The organism is Schaalia sp. lx-100 (assembly GCF_021083625.1).
In the GTDB taxonomy this organism is placed as follows: domain Bacteria; phylum Actinomycetota; class Actinomycetes; order Actinomycetales; family Actinomycetaceae; genus Pauljensenia.
In genome coordinates, this window is the sequence record NZ_JAJNRP010000008.1 from 43250 (window position 1) to 61068 (window position 17819).

Sequence of the window (17819 nt, forward strand, 5' to 3'; positions counted from 1 at the left end):
GAAAACGGGAATAAAAAGTGCGCCGTGAGGGAATCGAACCCCCAACCCGCTGATTAAGAGTCAGCTGCTCTGCCAATTGAGCTAACGGCGCGTTGGATACTTTATGAGCGGTATTGCCACGCACAAAATATTCGTGCGCCGTGAGGGAATCGAACCCCCAACCCGCTGATTAAGAGTCAGCTGCTCTGCCAATTGAGCTAACGGCGCGGCAATCCTAGGACCGAAAGAATAGACTACTCCTTTAGAGGGCAAGACACAAAATCTATTCACGAGGATCAGGACACATTTTGACTTCAGATGGCGAAGTAACCTGCAAAAGGTACGCTAGAAGCCAGTTATTTACATATGTCAAGGAGTGCGATGACCGGCGAAAAAAGTACAGAAATATTCGCAGCCTCACCCGTTGCGCAGGATTACCTCAAATTGATATGGACTGCGCAAACTCGCGGAAAGGATGGCTTGAGTATTAATGAGCTTGCCCGTCGCACAGGAGTAGTGGCTTCCACAGCATCTGAGAATGTACGCCGTCTAGTCGCTCAAGGACTTATCGATCACACTCCCTACCAAAAAGCCCGTTTAACCTCCAAAGGGCGCAGCGTGGCCGTAGGGATGATACGCCGTCACAGGATTTTAGAAACCTACCTGCATGAAGTTTTGAATTTTGACTGGGATGAAGTACACGAAGAAGCAGAAATCCTTGAGCACGCAATATCTGATCGGCTTTTAGGTCGTCTTGAAGCTGCACTCAAGTATCCTTCACGAGACCCGCACGGTGACCCGATTCCAGCAGCTGACGGTACATGTGAAGTCCTACCAGAAACAATTTTGCTCTCAGAACTTACCGAAGGACAAGAAGCCATCCTTATCCGTGTCAGTGATCGTGATTCTGAAGCAATGCGTGCAAATGACGCTCTTGGAATCACTTTAGGAACATGTGTGTGTATGATGCGGGTTTTATCCGAGGACTCAGGATTTATTGTGAAGATAGGGGACCACGAAAGCGTTCTTACCTACCGGCAAGCACAAATTCTTCATGTGAGCGCAGATGCGTAATACCTGTTTCACTAGCGTGAGTCTATTGCTCATAAGTCAATGATCTGTTTGACCTCTCACGCACACGTCATACACAGCACATGTGCGCATATGAAGAATACGTAAAGTACCGACAGGGAAACTAGTTAGCTGGCAGCACTTTCAAGACGAGGCGGAACATACGCTTCATAACCATCATGGATGAGCTGATCGCGCAGGTGGATAGCAGCAGCTTCGATTTCTTCCGCAGGCGCACTCTGAGCGTTATTTAGTAAACAATCAGCTTCTGAACGAGCCGGAATCACATGAATATGAGTATGAGGAACCTCAAAGCCAGCAATCACCACAGCTGATCGTGATACCTCAAAAGCACGTTCCTGAGCAGAACCTATCTTCTGGGCAACATGGGTGAGATGTGTGAGGATTTCCTGTGGACAATCACTCCATTTTTCCCAGGGATGACGCGGAATAACTAGAACATGCCCAGGGGAAACCGGTTCAATGGTCATCAAAGCGACGCATACCTCGTCAGTCCACACAAAACGACCAGGCCAGTCTCCACTGATAATTTTTTCAAATACAGTACTCATACATCTATTGTGCAACGCCGCTTGGCCTTATGCGTGTGACAACAATGAATGCGCGTCCCATAAAGGGCAGCATTTACTTGATACGCTGACATTACTACATGAAAGATCGTGAATTTTTCCTCCTCTTGCCTCATATTTTGATGGGAACGAGAGGAAAAAGCCTAAATGGTCTACCCTTATACGGGGCCTTTTAAGGCCAAAAGAACCGCAGGAACCACAAGGAAGCCCGCACATGTCATCAACTCAACCTACAGCTATCATTCCCGCCCACCGTTATACGGCAGAGCTGGCCGGACAAATCGAAACAAAATGGCAGGAACGCTGGGATGAGTGGGGTACTTTCCATGCTGATAATCCCACTGGTGATCTTGCCGGTCCTCTGGCCGCGCACACACCCTTCTTCCTCCTTGATATGTTTCCTTATCCTTCAGGTAAAGGTCTTCATGTGGGGCATCCTTTAGGATACATTGCTACAGATACAGTGGCGCGTTTCCGCCGCATGAAAGGCGATAACGTCCTATACACGATGGGGTATGACGCTTTCGGTCTTCCTGCCGAACAATATGCCGTTCAGACAGGCCAGCATCCACGTATCACCACCGAAGAAAATATTGCTAATATGCGCAGGCAGCTTCGTCGTTTAGGGCTGTCACATGATCGTCGCCGTTCTTTAGCGACAACTGATGTTGAATATGTGCGCTGGACACAGTGGATTTTCACACAAGTCTTTAACTCATGGTTTGATCCTGAAGCAACTGCTCCCGACGGCTCACAAGGTGCAGCGCGCCCAGTATCTGAACTACGTGAAAAACTTGCAGCCGGCCAGGTAGCAGTGCCCGATGGTCGTCCATGGGATGAACTGACTGAGGTCGAAAAATCACAGGTTGTTGATAGTTTCCGTTTAGCATATGTGTCCCATGCGCCTGTGAACTGGTGCCCAGGGTTGGGAACAGTTTTGGCAAATGAGGAAGTAACAGCTGATGGTCGTTCTGAACGCGGAAATTACCCTGTTTTCAAACGTAACCTGCGTCAATGGATGATGCGTATCACCGCTTATGGTGAGCGTTTAGCCCGTGATCTGGACACGATTAACTGGCCCGATAAAGTACGCACAATGCAACGAAATTGGATTGGACGCTCAGAAGGTGCCACAGTTACTTTCAATGTACTGAACGCGCAAGAGGTTCACTCATCGATTTCGCAACTTGAGGTGTACACCACTCGTCCAGATACGCTATTTGGTGCAACTTTCATGGTTGTTGCCCCCGAGCATCCGCTCTTAGGAGGAACTCACGGCGGTGAAGCTGATGATGAAGCACATCTGAGCGTGCCTCAGCAGTGGCCAGCAGGAACAAAAGAAGCATGGACAGGTGGCTATCCTTCACCTCGTGAAGCTGTGGCAGCATATCGAGGTCAAGCTGCACGGAAAACCGAAATGGAACGCACAGCTGAGGACCGTGAAAAAACTGGTGTATTCACTGGGTACTACGGTGTGAATCCAACAAATGGTCGCCGTATCCCTATCTTCGTTGCCGACTATGTCCTGTGGGGATATGGGACAGGGGCGATTATGGCTGTTCCCGCGCACGATCAACGCGACTGGGATTTTGCACGCGCTTTTGACTTGGATGTTATTCGCACCATTGGGGATCCTGCGGATCCTTATGCTCATGATCTTTCTGAGTCGGCTTATGTAGGTGATGGTGTTGCTGTTGATTCAGCCAATGGTGACATTGATCTGAATGGTAAAACAAAAGACGAAGCAAAAGCTGCGATGACCGATTGGCTTCAAAGCAGTGGCTACGGAAAGAAAACAGTAATATATCGTCTGCGTGACTGGTTATTCAGTCGTCAACGTTACTGGGGTGAGCCTTTCCCTATCGTGTGGGATGAGGATGGTTTGCCTCATGCATTACCTGAAAATATGTTACCTGTGGAACTACCGGAGATTTCTGACTACGCTCCACGTACTTTTGATCCTGATGATGCGCAGACTTCACCTGACGCACCTTTAGGTCGTGCTGACGAATGGGTAAATGTTGAGCTTGATCTTGGTGACGGTTTGAAACGCTACCGACGCGAAACCAACACAATGCCACAGTGGGCAGGTTCTTGCTGGTACGAAATGCGTTACACCGACCCGAATAACAATGACGCCTTAGCATCTGCAGAAAATCTGAATTATTGGATGGGTCCACGTGAAGGCAAAATCAGTGGCGGCACTGACTTATACGTGGGAGGTGTGGAACATGCGGTTTTGCACCTACTGTATTCACGTTTCTGGCAGAAAGTTCTTTTTGATCTGGGATACGTTCCTGATTCTGAGCCGTACCACACCCTCTTTAATCAAGGGTATGTACAGGCTTATGCCTATACCGATGCTCGTGGACAGTACGTTCCTGCCGATGAAGTAGAAGGCGACGAAAACACTGGTTTCACATGGAAAGGCCAGTCTGTCAACCGTGAATACGGCAAGATGGGTAAGTCGCTGAAAAATATTGTGACTCCCGATGACATGTATGAGGCTTATGGTGCTGACGTATTCCGTGTGTACGAAATGAGTATGGGGCCGCTGGATGTGTCTCGCCCATGGGAGACTCGTGCAGTTATTGGTTCACAGCGTTTCCTGCAACGTTTATGGCGTAACGTCGTTGATGAATCCACTGGCGAATTGCGTATTACTGAGGATCCTGCCGATTTAGAAACGCAGCGTGTTTTGGCTCGGACAATTGCCGACGTTACTGTGGAATACGAAAATATGCGTGTAAATACAGCGGTCGCAAAACTTATCGTCCTCAATAATCATCTGACTTCTCTTTCTGCTGTACCTCGTGAAGCTGTAGAAGCATTGGTCCTCATGGTTTCCCCTGTAGCGCCGCATATTGCTGAGGAACTGTGGGAACGTCTTGGACATGACACATCATTAGCGCGGATTCCTTTCCCCGTGGTGGAAGATGAATCTTTACTTGTTGAAGAAACGGTAACTGCGATCATTCAAGTTAATGGCAAAGTTCGTGCTCGTTTGGAGGTAACTCCATCAATAAGTGAAGATGATTTACGTGAAGCTGCTATGAACGAACCAGCTATTCAACGTCTCTTGAATGGGCAAATACCTGTGAAAGTGATTGTGCGTCCTCCAACACTTATCAATCTTGTCGTCCCACAAAAGTAAAGGATTACCATGCCTGAAGGGGATGCCGTTCGGCGTCTGGCTGAGACTTTTGCCGAAGTTTTCGCGGGTCAACGTTGCATCGTGTCATCCCCGCAAGGTCGTTTTGCAGCTTCTGCCGCCATACTTAATGGGCACCTGCTTGTTGTTTGCAGAGCAGTTGGTAAACATATGTTCTTAGGTTTTTCCACCGAGGAACATGCAGCAGAATTTCGCACGTATGATTCTTTATCCCTGCAAGGGCAAGAAATACCTGAACGTGTAGACAAGTGGGTTCATATCCATTTAGGTCTTTACGGCTGGTGGCGTTTTAACGGTGATACCACTGTGAAAGATTATGGTCATGGGGTGGTACACCGTGTAGGGCCACGCGACCGTCATGTTCCTATGCGCTGGGGGAGTGGTCCGCTCAATGCTCCTGCACCCCAGATCCCTGACCCGGTAGAAAATGAGTCATGGGAGGTTCCTGAACCTATAGGGCAAGTGCGCCTACGTATTGTCACCACACATGCTGTTGCAGATTTGGCAGGTCCTCATCGCTGTGAATTAGTTACTGATGAAGAACGCTGTCTGATTGAATCACAGCTAGGCCCTGATCCTTTGGCTGTTGCTGCTCACAATAATGATGAGATGTGTACGCGTTTTGTGGAGGCAGTTCGTCGCCGTAAAAGAACCATTGGGGAAATGCTGATGGATCAGTCCATCATTGCGGGAGTCGGCAATATTTATCGTGCGGATGCTTTATTTTTAGCGGGAATTTCCCCGATGAGGCGTGGTGACCGTATCTCTGTTTCTCGATTACAGCATCTATGGCATGTTGTATGTGAGGTGATGAATCGTGGTTTAGCAGCGGGCTATCTTATTACTATGTCTCCCGATGAAGCACCCGAGTCAGTAATTGAGGGGGATGAGGAAGCCTCGCGCTGGTATGTATATCATCGTACAGGGCGTCCGTGTATCCGTTGTGGTACGCATATTGCAGAAAAATTGATGAATAATCGACGTCTATTTTGGTGTCCGAATTGCCAACGATAGTCTGACATATAACCGTGGTTTCACACCTGCAGGGTCTGGAAGCTTCCTCAGATAACCTCAGCGTTTTTATGCTGCCACCCCGTAAAAGCAGGAGTCTATTTCGTTGATTCTTCAAAACCAAGTAAATCGTAAAGACTTGCGGCCGCACTATGATGAGCGTCCAGACGTAAGGACAGGGACTCTTTTCCCCATTTCATGCATCGTCGCGCAATCTCAGCAATAAGTGCTGTGGCTATGCCGCGTCGACGAAATTCAGGATCTACCATGAGGTCCAGAACAACAGGGGTGTTTGTGTCTGCTTCATCCCACGGAGGGCCTACAACAACCAAAATGGCAGCGATGAGCGTCCCTTCATGCCATGCTCCAACAAATGAGTCATCGCGTGGAATACCAAAAACACCGTCGAAGATTAAACGGAGTTCGTCTGTTGCTTCAAAAAGTGCTTGTGCTGTGTAAGGTGCTTCGTATGCGACGATGTTCAGCACCGCCAATGCGGGAATATCTTGGCGAGTGAGCGTCGCAATTTCGTAGTTTTCTGGACGCTCGACATCAGCTAACGCTTGTAGTTGTGCTTTCATTGTTCGCTGTGTCATAGACCCAGTGTAAGTGATACGTAGCACATATATGCTGTTTTGGTAAAAACTTCGGATCTATCTTTCAAACCGACGCATACCTGCACGAAAGAAAGTAGCCCTACAAACGCTTCTCCCTGTATTTGAAATACAGCAGGAAGCGCCAGAAGAAACAGCACTTAAATCAAAAGGGTCGGATCCTCATAGCAGTTTGGGTCAATAATCAAATCAGCATCACATTCATTACTTTGTGGAGTTTCACGAATCCGCGCTGGAATACCAATAGCTACGGAATCATCAGGAACATCGCGTGTGACCACAGCATTTGCCCCTACTTTTGCTCCATTACCAATGACAATAGGACCCAGAATTTTTGACCCTGCCCCTAACATCACATGATTGCCCACTGTGGGATGCCGCTTACCTGGAGTCATGGCGACTCCACCTAAAGTTACTCCATGAAAAATCACAACATCATTGCCAACTTCAGCAGTTTGACCAATGACAACACCAGTTGCGTGATCGATAAAAACTCGTCGACCAATTTGGGCGGCAGGATGAATGTCAACTCCTGTTACTGCACGGGAGAGTGAAGAAATAACACGTGCAGGCGTACCAAAGCCGCGTTGCCACAGAGCATGAGAAATTCTATGTGCCCATAAAGCATGAACACCTGGATAGGCTAAAGCTACTTCTACATTGGAACGTGCAGCCGGGTCACGACGACGAGCGGTACGCAGATCTTCAGCTAGCAGTTTCAAGGCGGAAGTCGATGCCATAGTAACCTCTTTCATTTCACGTGCATCAATCTCGTATGTACTCGTTCACACACAATATGGTCCAGTGGCGCACCCCAGCCACATAGTCTTGAGGATGTTTTTATGTAGTGGAACATATATCACCGACATACTAGGGTACTCACACCTGTTTTCGTGGTACGAGTACCCTAGATTCAGCGGTAAGCGTGAAAAATATGAGAAATCAACTGTCATATTTATGAGGTTGATTTTACAGATAGTGTTTCACACAGAGCTGATTTTTAGTCGCGTAGATCCTCAAAAAGCTTTGTAGACAGGTAACGTTCACCTGTATCTGGCAATACCACTACAATAGTTTTTCCAGCATTTTCAGGTCGTTCAGCAACACGAACAGCAGCAGCAAGAGCAGCTCCAGAGGAAATGCCTACCAGGAGTCCTTCTTCAGCAGCAGCACGACGTGACATTGCCATCGCTTCAGCCGTGTTAACGGATAGGACTTCATCAACCACAGATGAATCGTAAGTTTGTGCGACGAAGTTCGGGCCAATACCTTGGATGCCATGAGGTGCAGGATCACCCCCGGTAAGCAAAGGTGATTCTTCAGGCTGAACCGCAATCACCTGAACGGATGACTTACGTTCTTTAAGAACAGCCCCCACGCCTGAGACTGTGCCGCCGGTACCAACACCAGCAACCAAAATATCAATATTTCCATCTGTATCGCCCCAAATTTCCTCAGCAGTGGTGCGACGATGAACAGCAGGGTTTGCGGGATTAGTGAATTGGGAAGCAATAATTGAACCGGGGCGTTCATCGCGTATGCGTTCAGCTTCAGCAACGGCACCTTTGATACCTGTACTTGGGTCAGTAAGAACGATTTCAGCGCCAAAAGCACGAATAAGTAAACGCCGTTCAATGCTCATCGATGAAGGCATCGTAATCACTACTTTGTAGCCACGCGAAGCCCCTACCATGGCGAGGGCAACACCAGTATTACCGGAAGTTGCCTCAATAATTGTACCTCCAGGTTTAAGTTCGCCAGATGCTTCAGCTGCGTCAATAATTGCTGCAGCGATACGGTCTTTAACTGAGGAAGCAGGATTAAAAGATTCGACTTTCGCTAAAACGGTTGCCTGATTGGAAACAAGACGGTTCAGACGAACAAGGGGAGTATTTCCAATAAGTTCAGAAACATTATGAGCAATACGGGACATGAGAACTCCTTCATATGAAAGGCCGAGCATACATATGCGATAGAAAACGGCCGCTGAGTGTGAAATAGCAGGTAAGAAAAGTAAAGGATGAGGGCGAACGCCAGTACGCGCATACCATCAGTGTGAATATGTAAGCGACGTACCAATATAGACGTGCGCCCTACAGACAACACACAGTGAAACAACAAGCGCAAAGAAGCACAGCAGCTTCAATATGGCTATGTGTGTGTCGTTCGCAAGTCATGTACCCACCCTACGATGAAGCGGAAATCTCGTCCACTTCAACAAGAGTTGTGGTCACTAATTGAAACGCACTTTGCCCTTGCGTCACTCGGGCTACGCACTCAAAAAGTGCTTGTTTTTGCGGTTCGCAGATAGCGGCCTGCAGGGTAACGTCATTGCCCCATGTAACATTCATAACATGCGCACCCAAGCTACGTATTTCGGCTTCAATTCGTCCGGCTTCTCCAAGTGGGAGATGGGTTTCATACACCTGCATGTCTTTTAATCGGGCACGTGGAGCGCGGATGAGCGCTTCACTTACTGCGCTAGAGTAAGCACGAACGAGCCCACCTGTCCCTAAAAGGATCCCACCGAAGTAGCGAGTCACAACAGCACATACATTCCATACATCATTATTTCGGAGGACTTCTAGCATGGGATTTCCAGCGGTTCCTGCGGGTTCACCATCATCACTGGAGTGTTGATGAGGCGATTGTCCCTGCTCGTGGATGAGGTATGCCGAGCATACGTGGCGTGCGGCGGGGTGTGTGGAGCGCACGTCGTTAATAATGGTACGTGCTTCTTGGGGAGTATTTGTACGAGCGAGGGTGGCAATGAAACGTGATCGTTTAATTTCTATCTCGTGCTCAATGATTGTGCCCTCACGTAATGTGAGCAGACCGCGAGTATCCATAAGCAGGTCCTTTCTCAATGCGTTGAGGAATACTTTGTGGGACTAAATGAAAAGAGTTATCTTCGTATATTGATATGTTGTCGCTACTGCTTCACTACCTTGTATCTAATTCTAGTCAATCCATCTATCCTGTGACGCGCCCCCTTACTTGCTGTATTCACCCCTTTGAGTCAGTACTTTTATCCTTTTGAGTCCGCTTAATATTCCTCATCATCGTCATCATCCTTATGAAATACCCCAATTTTCCCTGTTCAATTCATCTTTTCCCCTCTCAATCTTTACTCCCATAGTCCTTTGGAGCAGCGAATGTGAGTGTATTGAGCCATTAATATGCGTGAAAACAACTGTGGAGAGGAAAGGAATAATCCATTACGGACTTTCCTCATCTAAGTTACGCAGCAGCAAATAGTATTGAAAGCATCGATCAACTGATGTGAATAATCTTTGTATGTGCAATATTGAGCGTAGATGTAACGAGAATCGCATTATGCTACTCCGGCGCGGCATCAAGTATTGCAAATAGACATGTTAAACTTTCCGAGTTGCCATTTGCGCGCATTCTCCTGAGTGGGCGCGAAGCCGAGCCGAGGATGAGGATTCCACGGATCGTCATCCGGCACGATATACGTCCACGAGAAGATGAAAGGGGTAAGGCAATGGCAGTACCAAAGCGTAAGATGTCCCGCGCCAACACCCGCACTCGCCGGTCTGCATGGAAAGCTGATCTGACCGAGCTGAACACCATCAAGGTTGCAGGTCGTGAGGTCCGCGTGCCGCGTCGTCTGGCGAAGGCGTACAAGAACGGTCTGCTGGACGTGGAGGCCTGAGCCTCTGTTCTGCTGACATTCGGCCCGGCAAGTATTTTGTCGGGCCTTTTCTTTATCATTTTCGCCTTATCTCAACGAAAGTCCGATGTTTGGGCCTGACTGAAAAAACACCAAAAGGACACTAGCCTAAGATAGGTGACTACTTTTGATGAACTTTTTGCTGAACTCTCACGTAAAGCACAGACCCATGAAGCCGGGTCCCGCACAGTCGAAGAACTAGAGCAAGGTGTTCATTTCATCGGTAAAAAAATTGCAGAAGAAGCCGGTGAAGTGTGGATAGCTGCACGTTATGAAAGTGACGATGACCTGGCACTTGAAATATCGCAACTTTTGTACCATGCGCAGGTTATGATGATTGCTCGTGGCCTCACTCTAGAAGACGTGTATCAAAAGCTCTGATCGGATTATCATGAATACAACGAATGTATTACGCGTAGCCGTGCCAAATAAAGGATCTCTTTCAGAGCAATCGATTTCACTCCTATCAGAAGCAGGCTACAAGACACGGCGCCGTGGCCGTGAGTTAGTGTTAAGCGATTCAGATAACAGTGTGGAACTTTTCTTCCTGCGTCCACGCGATATTGCTGTGTATGTTGGCCGTGGCTCCATTCATGCTGGCATTACCGGTCGTGATTTGCTACTTGATTCAGGAACCGCCGCCGTTGAACACCGTCCTTTAGGTTTTGCTCGTTCTACTTTTCGTTTTGCTGCTCCCGTAGGGACAATGCAAAATCTCAGTGATATCACTGGGAAACGAGTGGCGGCTTCGTACGATCATTTAGTTCGTACTTACCTGGATGAACACAATATTGAAGCCGAAGTTGTTCACTTAGATGGAGCGGTCGAGTCTTCCATCAGACTCGGTGTTGCTGATGTTATTGCTGATGTCGTAGAAACTGGGAGCACCCTCAAAACAGCCGGATTAGAAGTATTCGCTGAGCCGATTCTTACTTCAGAAGCGGTGCTCATCACCCGCAAGGAACTACGTGAGGATCCTCGCGTCATCACTCTTGACCGCAGGCTTGAAGGTGTACAAGTTGCACGCTCTTACGTACTCGTTGACTACAATGTGCGTGAGGTGGATTTAGAGGCAACAATTGCGATCACCCCTGGTTTTGGTTCGCCTACAATCAGCCCTCTTGTTAATACTCAATGGATTGCTGTACGTGTGATGGTTCCTGCACAAGGAGTGAATCTTGTGATGGATCATCTGCATGAATGTGGTGCCCGAGGCATTATCGTCACCCAAATCGCAGCTTCACGTCTTTAAGATGAGCTTTGGCTTTGTAGGAAAAATAAGCGGGCGCATATCCCTTGCTTGATAATCCACATGAGGCGTTTCCTATGCCTTGTCTTAAAACCTTGTCACGTAGAATATTTTTGTGGCTTCTGAGGTCTTAACAAATACGCGTGTGCTCAACTTATTTTTTACAATTCTTTATTCGACCTCAGGGATTTCACGTGCACATATTCGCTCTCTACCAGGATATTCCAACCTGACGACACAGGCATTTGATGTTCAGTTTGAACGGGATAAAGCTGCCCTACGCTCAATAGGTGTAATTCTGGATAAGAAATACATGAGCAGTTCTGAAGATGAAAAGTACCGTATCGCTTCCGATTTTTTTGCTAAGAAAGATATAACACTTAATATCACCGATATGGCCCTTATTCAACTGGCTGCATCAGCATGGCAAAAAATTAATCCTCAGCTCATACGTCCTAAACTTGCTGCCGCTGCCCACGATACTGCCACTTCTCGTACACAAGATATAACGCCTGTGCGTATTGATTTCAGTGGAGCAGAAAGCGTTGCTGACCTTGCACGCGCTATTCATGATCGGTATGTCGTTGTGTTTGATTATTCCTCGCTTAAAGGGAGCGATCAGCGTTCTGTTGAACCATGGCGCATTATTTTACGAGGCCCTTCATTGTATTTATGGGGATATGATTTGGATCGGTTGGATCAGCGAGTTTTTCGTTTGTCCCGCATAAGATCAGCTATTGAATTTTATGGGCAAGCCGGTGATGCCCAACCAATGCCAGAGGGAGTTCGTGATCCTTTTACAGATTTTCTTGTGGCTCCACGACTGATGATCCGTCTGTCAGCCTTAGATCGTTTTTACCCGCATATTACTCAGTACATTGAAACGGATGACACACAAGAATGGCAATGTGTTCACACCGAGGAAGCAGAAAAAGGGGAGTGGATACACAGGATTTTATCTGCAATAGATGACGTAGTTGTTCTAGATCCCGTGGACTTGCGTAATGAAATCCTTAAACGTTTACACGCGGCAGCGCAGACATCTGAATAAGATGTGTACTCCTACGTCCTATTTCCTTATCAGATTTCTTTGGTGCAGCGTTACACACAGAAGGGAAAATAAGTATGCCTGAACCTGTTTCCCATGCTCTTGTGCGTTTAATTTCGTTAGTTTCTTGGCTTGGACAACACCAGGGGGCCACAATCCAAGAAATTGCGTCCCACTTTGACCGTACTCGTCGACAAGTGAAACGTGATATTGAGTATTTAGGGAATGTGGGAGATTCTTTACCGGGTGCTTCTTTTGAAATTGACTGGGCTGCTTACACAGAAACCGGGCAACTTTTCCTTCGTACAACAATGGGCGCTCATTTACCTCCACGGCTGAGTGAAGATGAAGCGATGGCTTTACTTGTAAGCCTCGAAGCTATCACTGAAACCTTAGATGATGAATTATGCGCCCACCTTCCTCGCACTATTATGAAAATTGGCGCTCTTGCAGGGGTGCCTCACTCCTCAATTTTCCTGAAAGACACACAGTACCGAAAACATAATCCCAAAGTTGCTGTCATACGTGATGCAATTCAGAACAAATACGCTATTACTTTTGACTACGTGAATAACTCCGGTAAATGCTCTCATCGGCATGTTGATCCACGGGAACTTTCACGTGGAACACATGAGTGGTCTTTACAGGGATGGTGTCATGAAAATGAAGAAGAACGCACATTCCTTCTTTCACGTATGACCCATATTTGCATCCTCAAAACTTCAGCTACCCAGTTTCCTCATAAATCGACGGGTACACCTAAGGAAACGCAGAACCTCACACAGACCCCTTCTTTACTGTTGAATGCTGAGCAGCCGCAACCCCAGTGCGTGCCTATAAAATTACGTACCCCTGCACGTTGGATCGTTGATGATTATTCACTTCGGATCATTGATGAAGATGAAGGTGCTTTCACGGTTGATTTTCCCCTGTGGAATGACCAGTGGGTTGATAGTGTCCTTATGGATGTAGCACCGCATATACTCGATTGTCCTTCTCGTATACGTCAGCGGCTTCACAGGCGAGCCACACGTGCACTCCATATCTGGGAAACTATCGGTGTAAAGGAAAAAATATGAGCCCTGCACGTCGCCGTCGTCGCGTAGTACGTGAAAGTGCGGAACCAGATAATAGCACTCTTTTAAGCCCGGCAGAACGTATGCGAGCTTTTCATGAGGACCGTCATTTTCGTTCCTCGGCTCGACATGAGTGGACAGCAAATTTGCCATATGTGCCTGATCCTTTCCAATGCGAAGCAATGGATCATTTAGAAAGTGGCTCCTCTGTTTTAGTTGCGGCTCCCACTGGTGCCGGAAAAACAGTGGTAGGGGAGTTTGCTGTTTTTCTTGCGATGAGCAGTGGTCAGCGTGCTTTTTATACGACTCCTATTAAGGCTTTATCGAATCAGAAATTCTTAGATTTACAGCGGATTTTTGGTGCAGAAAATGTTGGTCTTTTAACGGGAGATACGTCTGTTCGTCCTTCAGCTCCGATTGTTGTGATGACAACTGAAGTTCTACGGAACATGATTTATGCGGAAGTTGATCTGAAAAATCTTTCACATGTGATTCTCGATGAGGTGCATTATTTAGCTGATCGTATGCGTGGCCCTGTGTGGGAAGAAGTCATTATTCATCTGCCTGCACATATTCGTATTGTTGCTTTATCTGCCACAGTGTCTAATGTTGAAGAATTCGGTTCATGGATGCAGGAAGTACGTGGTTCATGTCAGGTTGTTGTTTGGGAGAAACGGCCTGTTCCTTTGTATCAACATATGTTGGTTGGAGATCATCTTTTTGATCTGTATGCCCCGAGTCGTCATGGGAAAGGTTTGAGTTCGCGTCTGAATCCTCGGCTTTTATCTGAAGTTTCACCGCTTGGGCGTGCGCGAGGTCGTTCTTCCTCTGGTAAACGCGAAACACGGGTTGGAACAGTGATTGCACTGGATCGCGCTCACATGCTTCCCGCTATTGTTTTTATTTTTTCGCGTCAAGGTTGTGAGGACGCTGTTGCTCATATTCTGTCATCAGGTATGCTCCTGACTTCACATGATGAAGCTGCGCGTATTCGCCGGAGCGTTGATGAAGTTTTAAATCGCATTGATGTACGCGATCATGCTGCTTTAGGTGTGCGCAAATGGGCGCAGGCCTTGGAAGCTGGTGTTGCTGCTCATCATGCTGGCCTTTTACCGGTGATGAAAGAAGCCGTGGAGCGCCTGTTCGCTCAAGGACTGGTGAAGGTCGTGTATGCGACAGAGACTTTAGCTCTAGGTATTAATATGCCGGCGCGAACTGTGGTCATTGAGTCGCTCCATAAATGGAATGGTGCACAGCATGTGTCGTTGTCGGCAGGGGAGTACACGCAATTATCGGGACGTGCTGGTAGGCGTGGTATTGATAATGAGGGTCATGCTGTTGTTCTTCATCGCCGTCAAGTTGCTCCAGAGGAAGTAGCTGCTCTTGCTTCTAAACGAACGTATCCACTTATCAGTGCTTTTAGACCGACGTACAATATGGTGGCTAATTTAGTGATTCATTCCACACGTGCTGCAACTCGTGAAGTTTTAAAAACTTCTTTTGCTCAGTATCAGGCAAATACGGCTGTGGTGCATTTAGCTCAGCAAGTCCGTGACTTACAATCTCGCATGGATGTCTTTGCTGCAGATATGCATTGTGATTCGGGGGATGCTCAAGAATATTTTGCTTTACGTGAGCGCATAGCTCGTCAGCAAAAGGAGGGAGCACGAGCACGGGCACATGAGGCTTTAGAAAATAAGCGTCGTCTTTTTGCTCGGGCACGTACGGGCGATATTGTGTGTTGCCGTAAGGGGCGACGACTGACGTACTATGTCATCTGTGATGTGGCTTCGACTGCCAGCCATTCTGTTGCTTTAGTGAGTATTGGTACGGATGGGAAAAAGTATTATCTTTCCTCTGATGAACGAGTGAATTGGCTGGGTATTGTTGGTCGTATGAAGATTCCTGCCTCGCATCTTCTTCGTCGCGCACAGGTTCGTGCAAAGGTTGCTCAGGATTTATCAGCTCTTATTCGTTCTGGTACGTTATCTCGTCCGTATGCATCTGATTCTCCTGAGAAAATATCTTCAACTGAGGATTTAGAGCGTCGTTTACGTTCGCATCCGGTTCATCGGTGTCCTGAACGCGAATCTCATGCGCGTGCAGGACATGCGTGGGCGCGTGCAGCACGGGAAGTAGAGCGTTTGGTGGCGCATATTGATGGGCATACTCATTCGGTGGCGCGTGATTTCGATAGGGTATGTGATGTTTTAGAGCGTATGGGTTTCTTACGTGAGGATCATGTGAGTGAGTTTGGGCAACAGCTCACGCATATTTTTGGTGAGCATGATCTTGTCATTGTGGAGGCCTTACGCACAGGGGTTTTCCGTGGCCTTGATTATGCGCAATTAGCTGCAGTGGCTTCATGTTTTGTTTATGAGTCACGTGGTGATGAAGATTCTGCGCCAGCTTTACCGCAGGGGATTGAGCCGCTTTTGGCTGAGGCTTGGGATAGTGCATGTCGTGTTCTTGCTCGTGTGAACGAAATAGAAACTGAGGTTGGAGCGCATGTATCACCTCCACTTCACCCGGGGCTTATGGCGGCGACTGCTGCATGGGCGCGTGGGGCATCATTGACTGTCGCTTTGTCAGAATGTGAAGTGCAGGGGGGCGATTTTGTTCGCTGGATGAGGCAAGTGATGGATGTGTTAGATCAGCTGCGCCGCGTGGCTGATGAAGATGCGGCGGAGGTTATGCTTCAGGCACGTCAAGCCTTAGCGCATGGAGTGGTCGCATGGTCAGCACTGTAAAAGAAAGGCGTCATCTTCTGTATTTTCTTTTCGATCTCATATGTGCTTGTGGGGCTGGGGCTGTTTTATGGGCAGCTTTTCCTGATGTGGGCGCGTGGTGGGGTATTCCTTTTGCTCTTGCTTTAGTGATTGCACGTCTCGATCATGCAGGTGCTGGCCGAGCATTCATTATTGGAGCAATATTTGGTTCTGCTTTCTGGTTTCCGCATATTACTTGGGCTATTCCTGCAACTGGTAGCTATTTACCATGGTGTGTTTTAGCGCTGACTCAGGTTTTTTTCTTTGCTTTATGGGGATGGTCTGTTTCTTTATTGCGTGTGTGGAAGTGGGCGCGGAGTGTATATGGTCAAGCTGTTACTGTGGCAGTTATGTGGGTGGGGATCGAGCAATTTCGATCGCATTGGCCTTGGTCTGGCTTTCCGTGGGGAAATTTAGCTTATCCTCAGGTGGATGGGCCGCTCGGTCATATCGCACCTTTTGTTGGTGAAGTAGGTGTGTCATTTATCGTTGTGTTTTCTGCTGTGTTGTTGCGGCGGAGTGTAGCTTTTCGTGCTGATGATGATAAACGAGCTTGGTGGGGCAGACCTGTTACTCTGCTATGTGCTTGTATTTTATTGGGTGGGCCGTATGTATTCCCTTTGCCGTTGTCTCAAGAAAATGGTGCTGTGAATGTGGGAGTTGTTCAAGGGAATGTGCGTTTACCTGGGGCCTATACATATGCTATTGAGGGAAAAGTCAGTGGCGATCATGCAGATGAGCATCATCTTTTAGGTAGGGAAGTTTCTGATCTTGATTTTATTGTGTGGGGTGAAAATTCTTTAGATCGTGATCCGCGTGTAAGTTCTGTGGTTCATTCTCTTACTGCACATGCGGTGGATACAGTAGGGGTTCCGACTCTTGTTGGTTTACCTGAGTATCGTGAGGATCATCGGTGGAACTGGGTGGGGATGTGGTATCCCCATTCGGGTTTGTCATCCTCGTTGTATGGAAAGCAGATTCCTGTTCCCTTTGGTGAATTTATTCCTTTTCGTAGTTTTGTTTCGCGTTTAGCTACTGAAGCTGCGCAGGTTGAGGTGGATCTTCTTCCTGTGCAAAATGCTGCATATCTTGAGGCGCAGCTTTCTGATGGTCGTTTGCTACCAATGACTGTGGGTATTTGTTTTGAGGTTGCTTATGAGTCTTTACTTGCACAGGGGGTACGGCAGGGAGGCCAAATCATTGTTATTCCAACAAATAATTATCATTTTTTAACTTCACCTGAGTCTGCTCAGCAGGGGCAAATTTTACGATTCCGTGCTATGGAATTTTCACGTTCCGCTATTCAGGCTTCAACAACGGGGGAATCCATGTTGATTCGTCCAAATGGGACTGTGCAAGCTGTTTCATCTCGTATGGTTTCTGCCCATATTGCAGGTGAATTACCTTTGCGTTCGTCAATTACTTTTGCCGCACGTTATTGTGATGAAGCCATGATGGGAGCACTTATTTCTGCTGCTGTTTTATGCGGATCGGCATGTATTACTTCGCTTATTTCTCGTGGAAAAAAACGACGCGCCTTGTAAGGA

The 17819-nt window shown here is 47.5% G+C and carries 15 protein-coding genes and 2 tRNA genes; 10 read left to right on the top strand and 7 right to left on the bottom strand.

All coding sequences use genetic code 11. The annotated features are described in order from the left end of the window. Positions 1 to 18 precede the first annotated feature (18 nt). Positions 19 to 91, bottom strand: a tRNA-Lys gene (locus LRP54_RS06890). Between the two features lie 43 nt (positions 92 to 134). Continuing rightward, positions 135 to 207, bottom strand: a tRNA-Lys gene (locus LRP54_RS06895). Positions 208 to 360: 153 nt separating this feature from the next. Between LRP54_RS06895 and LRP54_RS06900 the strand changes: the two genes are divergently transcribed. Further along, positions 361 to 1053 carry a metal-dependent transcriptional regulator gene (locus LRP54_RS06900; RefSeq protein WP_231235491.1) on the top strand — a complete coding sequence of 231 codons (693 nt, stop codon included), beginning with the start codon at positions 361 to 363 and terminating at the stop codon, positions 1051 to 1053. A gap of 125 nt (positions 1054 to 1178) precedes the next feature. Here LRP54_RS06900 and LRP54_RS06905 read toward each other — a convergent pair whose 3' ends face one another. Then, positions 1179 to 1622 carry an HIT family protein gene (locus tag LRP54_RS06905; RefSeq protein WP_231205037.1) on the bottom strand — a complete coding sequence of 148 codons (444 nt, stop codon included), beginning with the start codon at positions 1620 to 1622 and terminating at the stop codon, positions 1179 to 1181. A gap of 232 nt (positions 1623 to 1854) precedes the next feature. Between LRP54_RS06905 and LRP54_RS06910 the strand changes: the two genes are divergently transcribed. Further along, on the top strand, positions 1855 to 4794 hold the full coding sequence (locus LRP54_RS06910) for a leucine--tRNA ligase (protein WP_231235492.1): 2940 nt from the start codon (positions 1855 to 1857) through the stop codon (positions 4792 to 4794). A 9-nt stretch (positions 4795 to 4803) separates the two neighbouring features. Then, the gene (locus LRP54_RS06915) at positions 4804 to 5826 is read left to right on the top strand and encodes an Fpg/Nei family DNA glycosylase (RefSeq protein WP_231205040.1); all 1023 of its coding nucleotides are present in this window, start codon (positions 4804 to 4806) and stop codon (positions 5824 to 5826) included. Positions 5827 to 5921: 95 nt separating this feature from the next. Here the strand turns inward: LRP54_RS06915 and LRP54_RS06920 are convergent, their stop codons facing one another. The 4 genes from LRP54_RS06920 to LRP54_RS06935 all read right to left on the bottom strand — a co-directional run bounded on the left by LRP54_RS06920 (position 5922) and on the right by LRP54_RS06935 (position 9286). Further along, positions 5922 to 6419: a GNAT family N-acetyltransferase gene (locus LRP54_RS06920; RefSeq protein WP_231205042.1), complete on the bottom strand. Its 498-nt coding sequence runs from the start codon at positions 6417 to 6419 to the stop codon at positions 5922 to 5924. Positions 6420 to 6577: 158 nt separating this feature from the next. After that, complete coding sequence (gene cysE, locus LRP54_RS06925; RefSeq protein WP_231205044.1) at positions 6578 to 7177, bottom strand: serine O-acetyltransferase; 600 nt, start codon at positions 7175 to 7177, stop codon at positions 6578 to 6580. Positions 7178 to 7437: 260 nt separating this feature from the next. Then, positions 7438 to 8370 (bottom strand): cysteine synthase A, encoded by a 933-nt coding sequence (gene cysK, locus LRP54_RS06930; protein WP_231235493.1) that lies wholly within the window; start codon positions 8368 to 8370, stop codon positions 7438 to 7440. Between the two features lie 253 nt (positions 8371 to 8623). After that, complete coding sequence (locus LRP54_RS06935) at positions 8624 to 9286, bottom strand: YigZ family protein (RefSeq protein WP_231235494.1); 663 nt, start codon at positions 9284 to 9286, stop codon at positions 8624 to 8626. Between the two features lie 656 nt (positions 9287 to 9942). Here LRP54_RS06935 and rpmF point away from each other — a divergent pair. The 7 genes from rpmF (at position 9943) to lnt (ending at position 17816) form a co-directional block, all read left to right on the top strand. Continuing rightward, on the top strand, positions 9943 to 10113 hold the full coding sequence (rpmF, locus tag LRP54_RS06940) for a 50S ribosomal protein L32 (RefSeq protein ID WP_231205050.1): 171 nt from the start codon (positions 9943 to 9945) through the stop codon (positions 10111 to 10113). A 135-nt stretch (positions 10114 to 10248) separates the two neighbouring features. Next, entirely contained in the window at positions 10249 to 10512 is a 264-nt protein-coding gene (locus LRP54_RS06945; RefSeq protein WP_231205052.1) for a phosphoribosyl-ATP diphosphatase, read from the top strand. Between the two features lie 10 nt (positions 10513 to 10522). After that, positions 10523 to 11383 carry an ATP phosphoribosyltransferase gene (gene hisG / locus LRP54_RS06950; protein ID WP_231235495.1) on the top strand — a complete coding sequence of 287 codons (861 nt, stop codon included), beginning with the start codon at positions 10523 to 10525 and terminating at the stop codon, positions 11381 to 11383. Positions 11384 to 11693: 310 nt separating this feature from the next. Then, positions 11694 to 12431, top strand: a complete 738-nt coding sequence (locus tag LRP54_RS06955) for a transcriptional regulator (RefSeq protein ID WP_231235496.1) — start codon at positions 11694 to 11696, stop codon at positions 12429 to 12431. A gap of 74 nt (positions 12432 to 12505) precedes the next feature. Next, entirely contained in the window at positions 12506 to 13507 is a 1002-nt protein-coding gene (locus LRP54_RS06960; protein WP_231235497.1) for a helix-turn-helix transcriptional regulator, read from the top strand. Continuing rightward, positions 13504 to 16254: a DEAD/DEAH box helicase gene (locus LRP54_RS06965; RefSeq protein ID WP_231235498.1), complete on the top strand. Its 2751-nt coding sequence runs from the start codon at positions 13504 to 13506 to the stop codon at positions 16252 to 16254. The genes LRP54_RS06960 and LRP54_RS06965 overlap by 4 nt, the downstream gene beginning before the upstream one ends. Beyond that, positions 16239 to 17816: an apolipoprotein N-acyltransferase gene (gene lnt, locus LRP54_RS06970; RefSeq protein WP_231235499.1), complete on the top strand. Its 1578-nt coding sequence runs from the start codon at positions 16239 to 16241 to the stop codon at positions 17814 to 17816. The genes LRP54_RS06965 and lnt overlap by 16 nt, the downstream gene beginning before the upstream one ends. Positions 17817 to 17819: the final 3 nt, after the last annotated feature.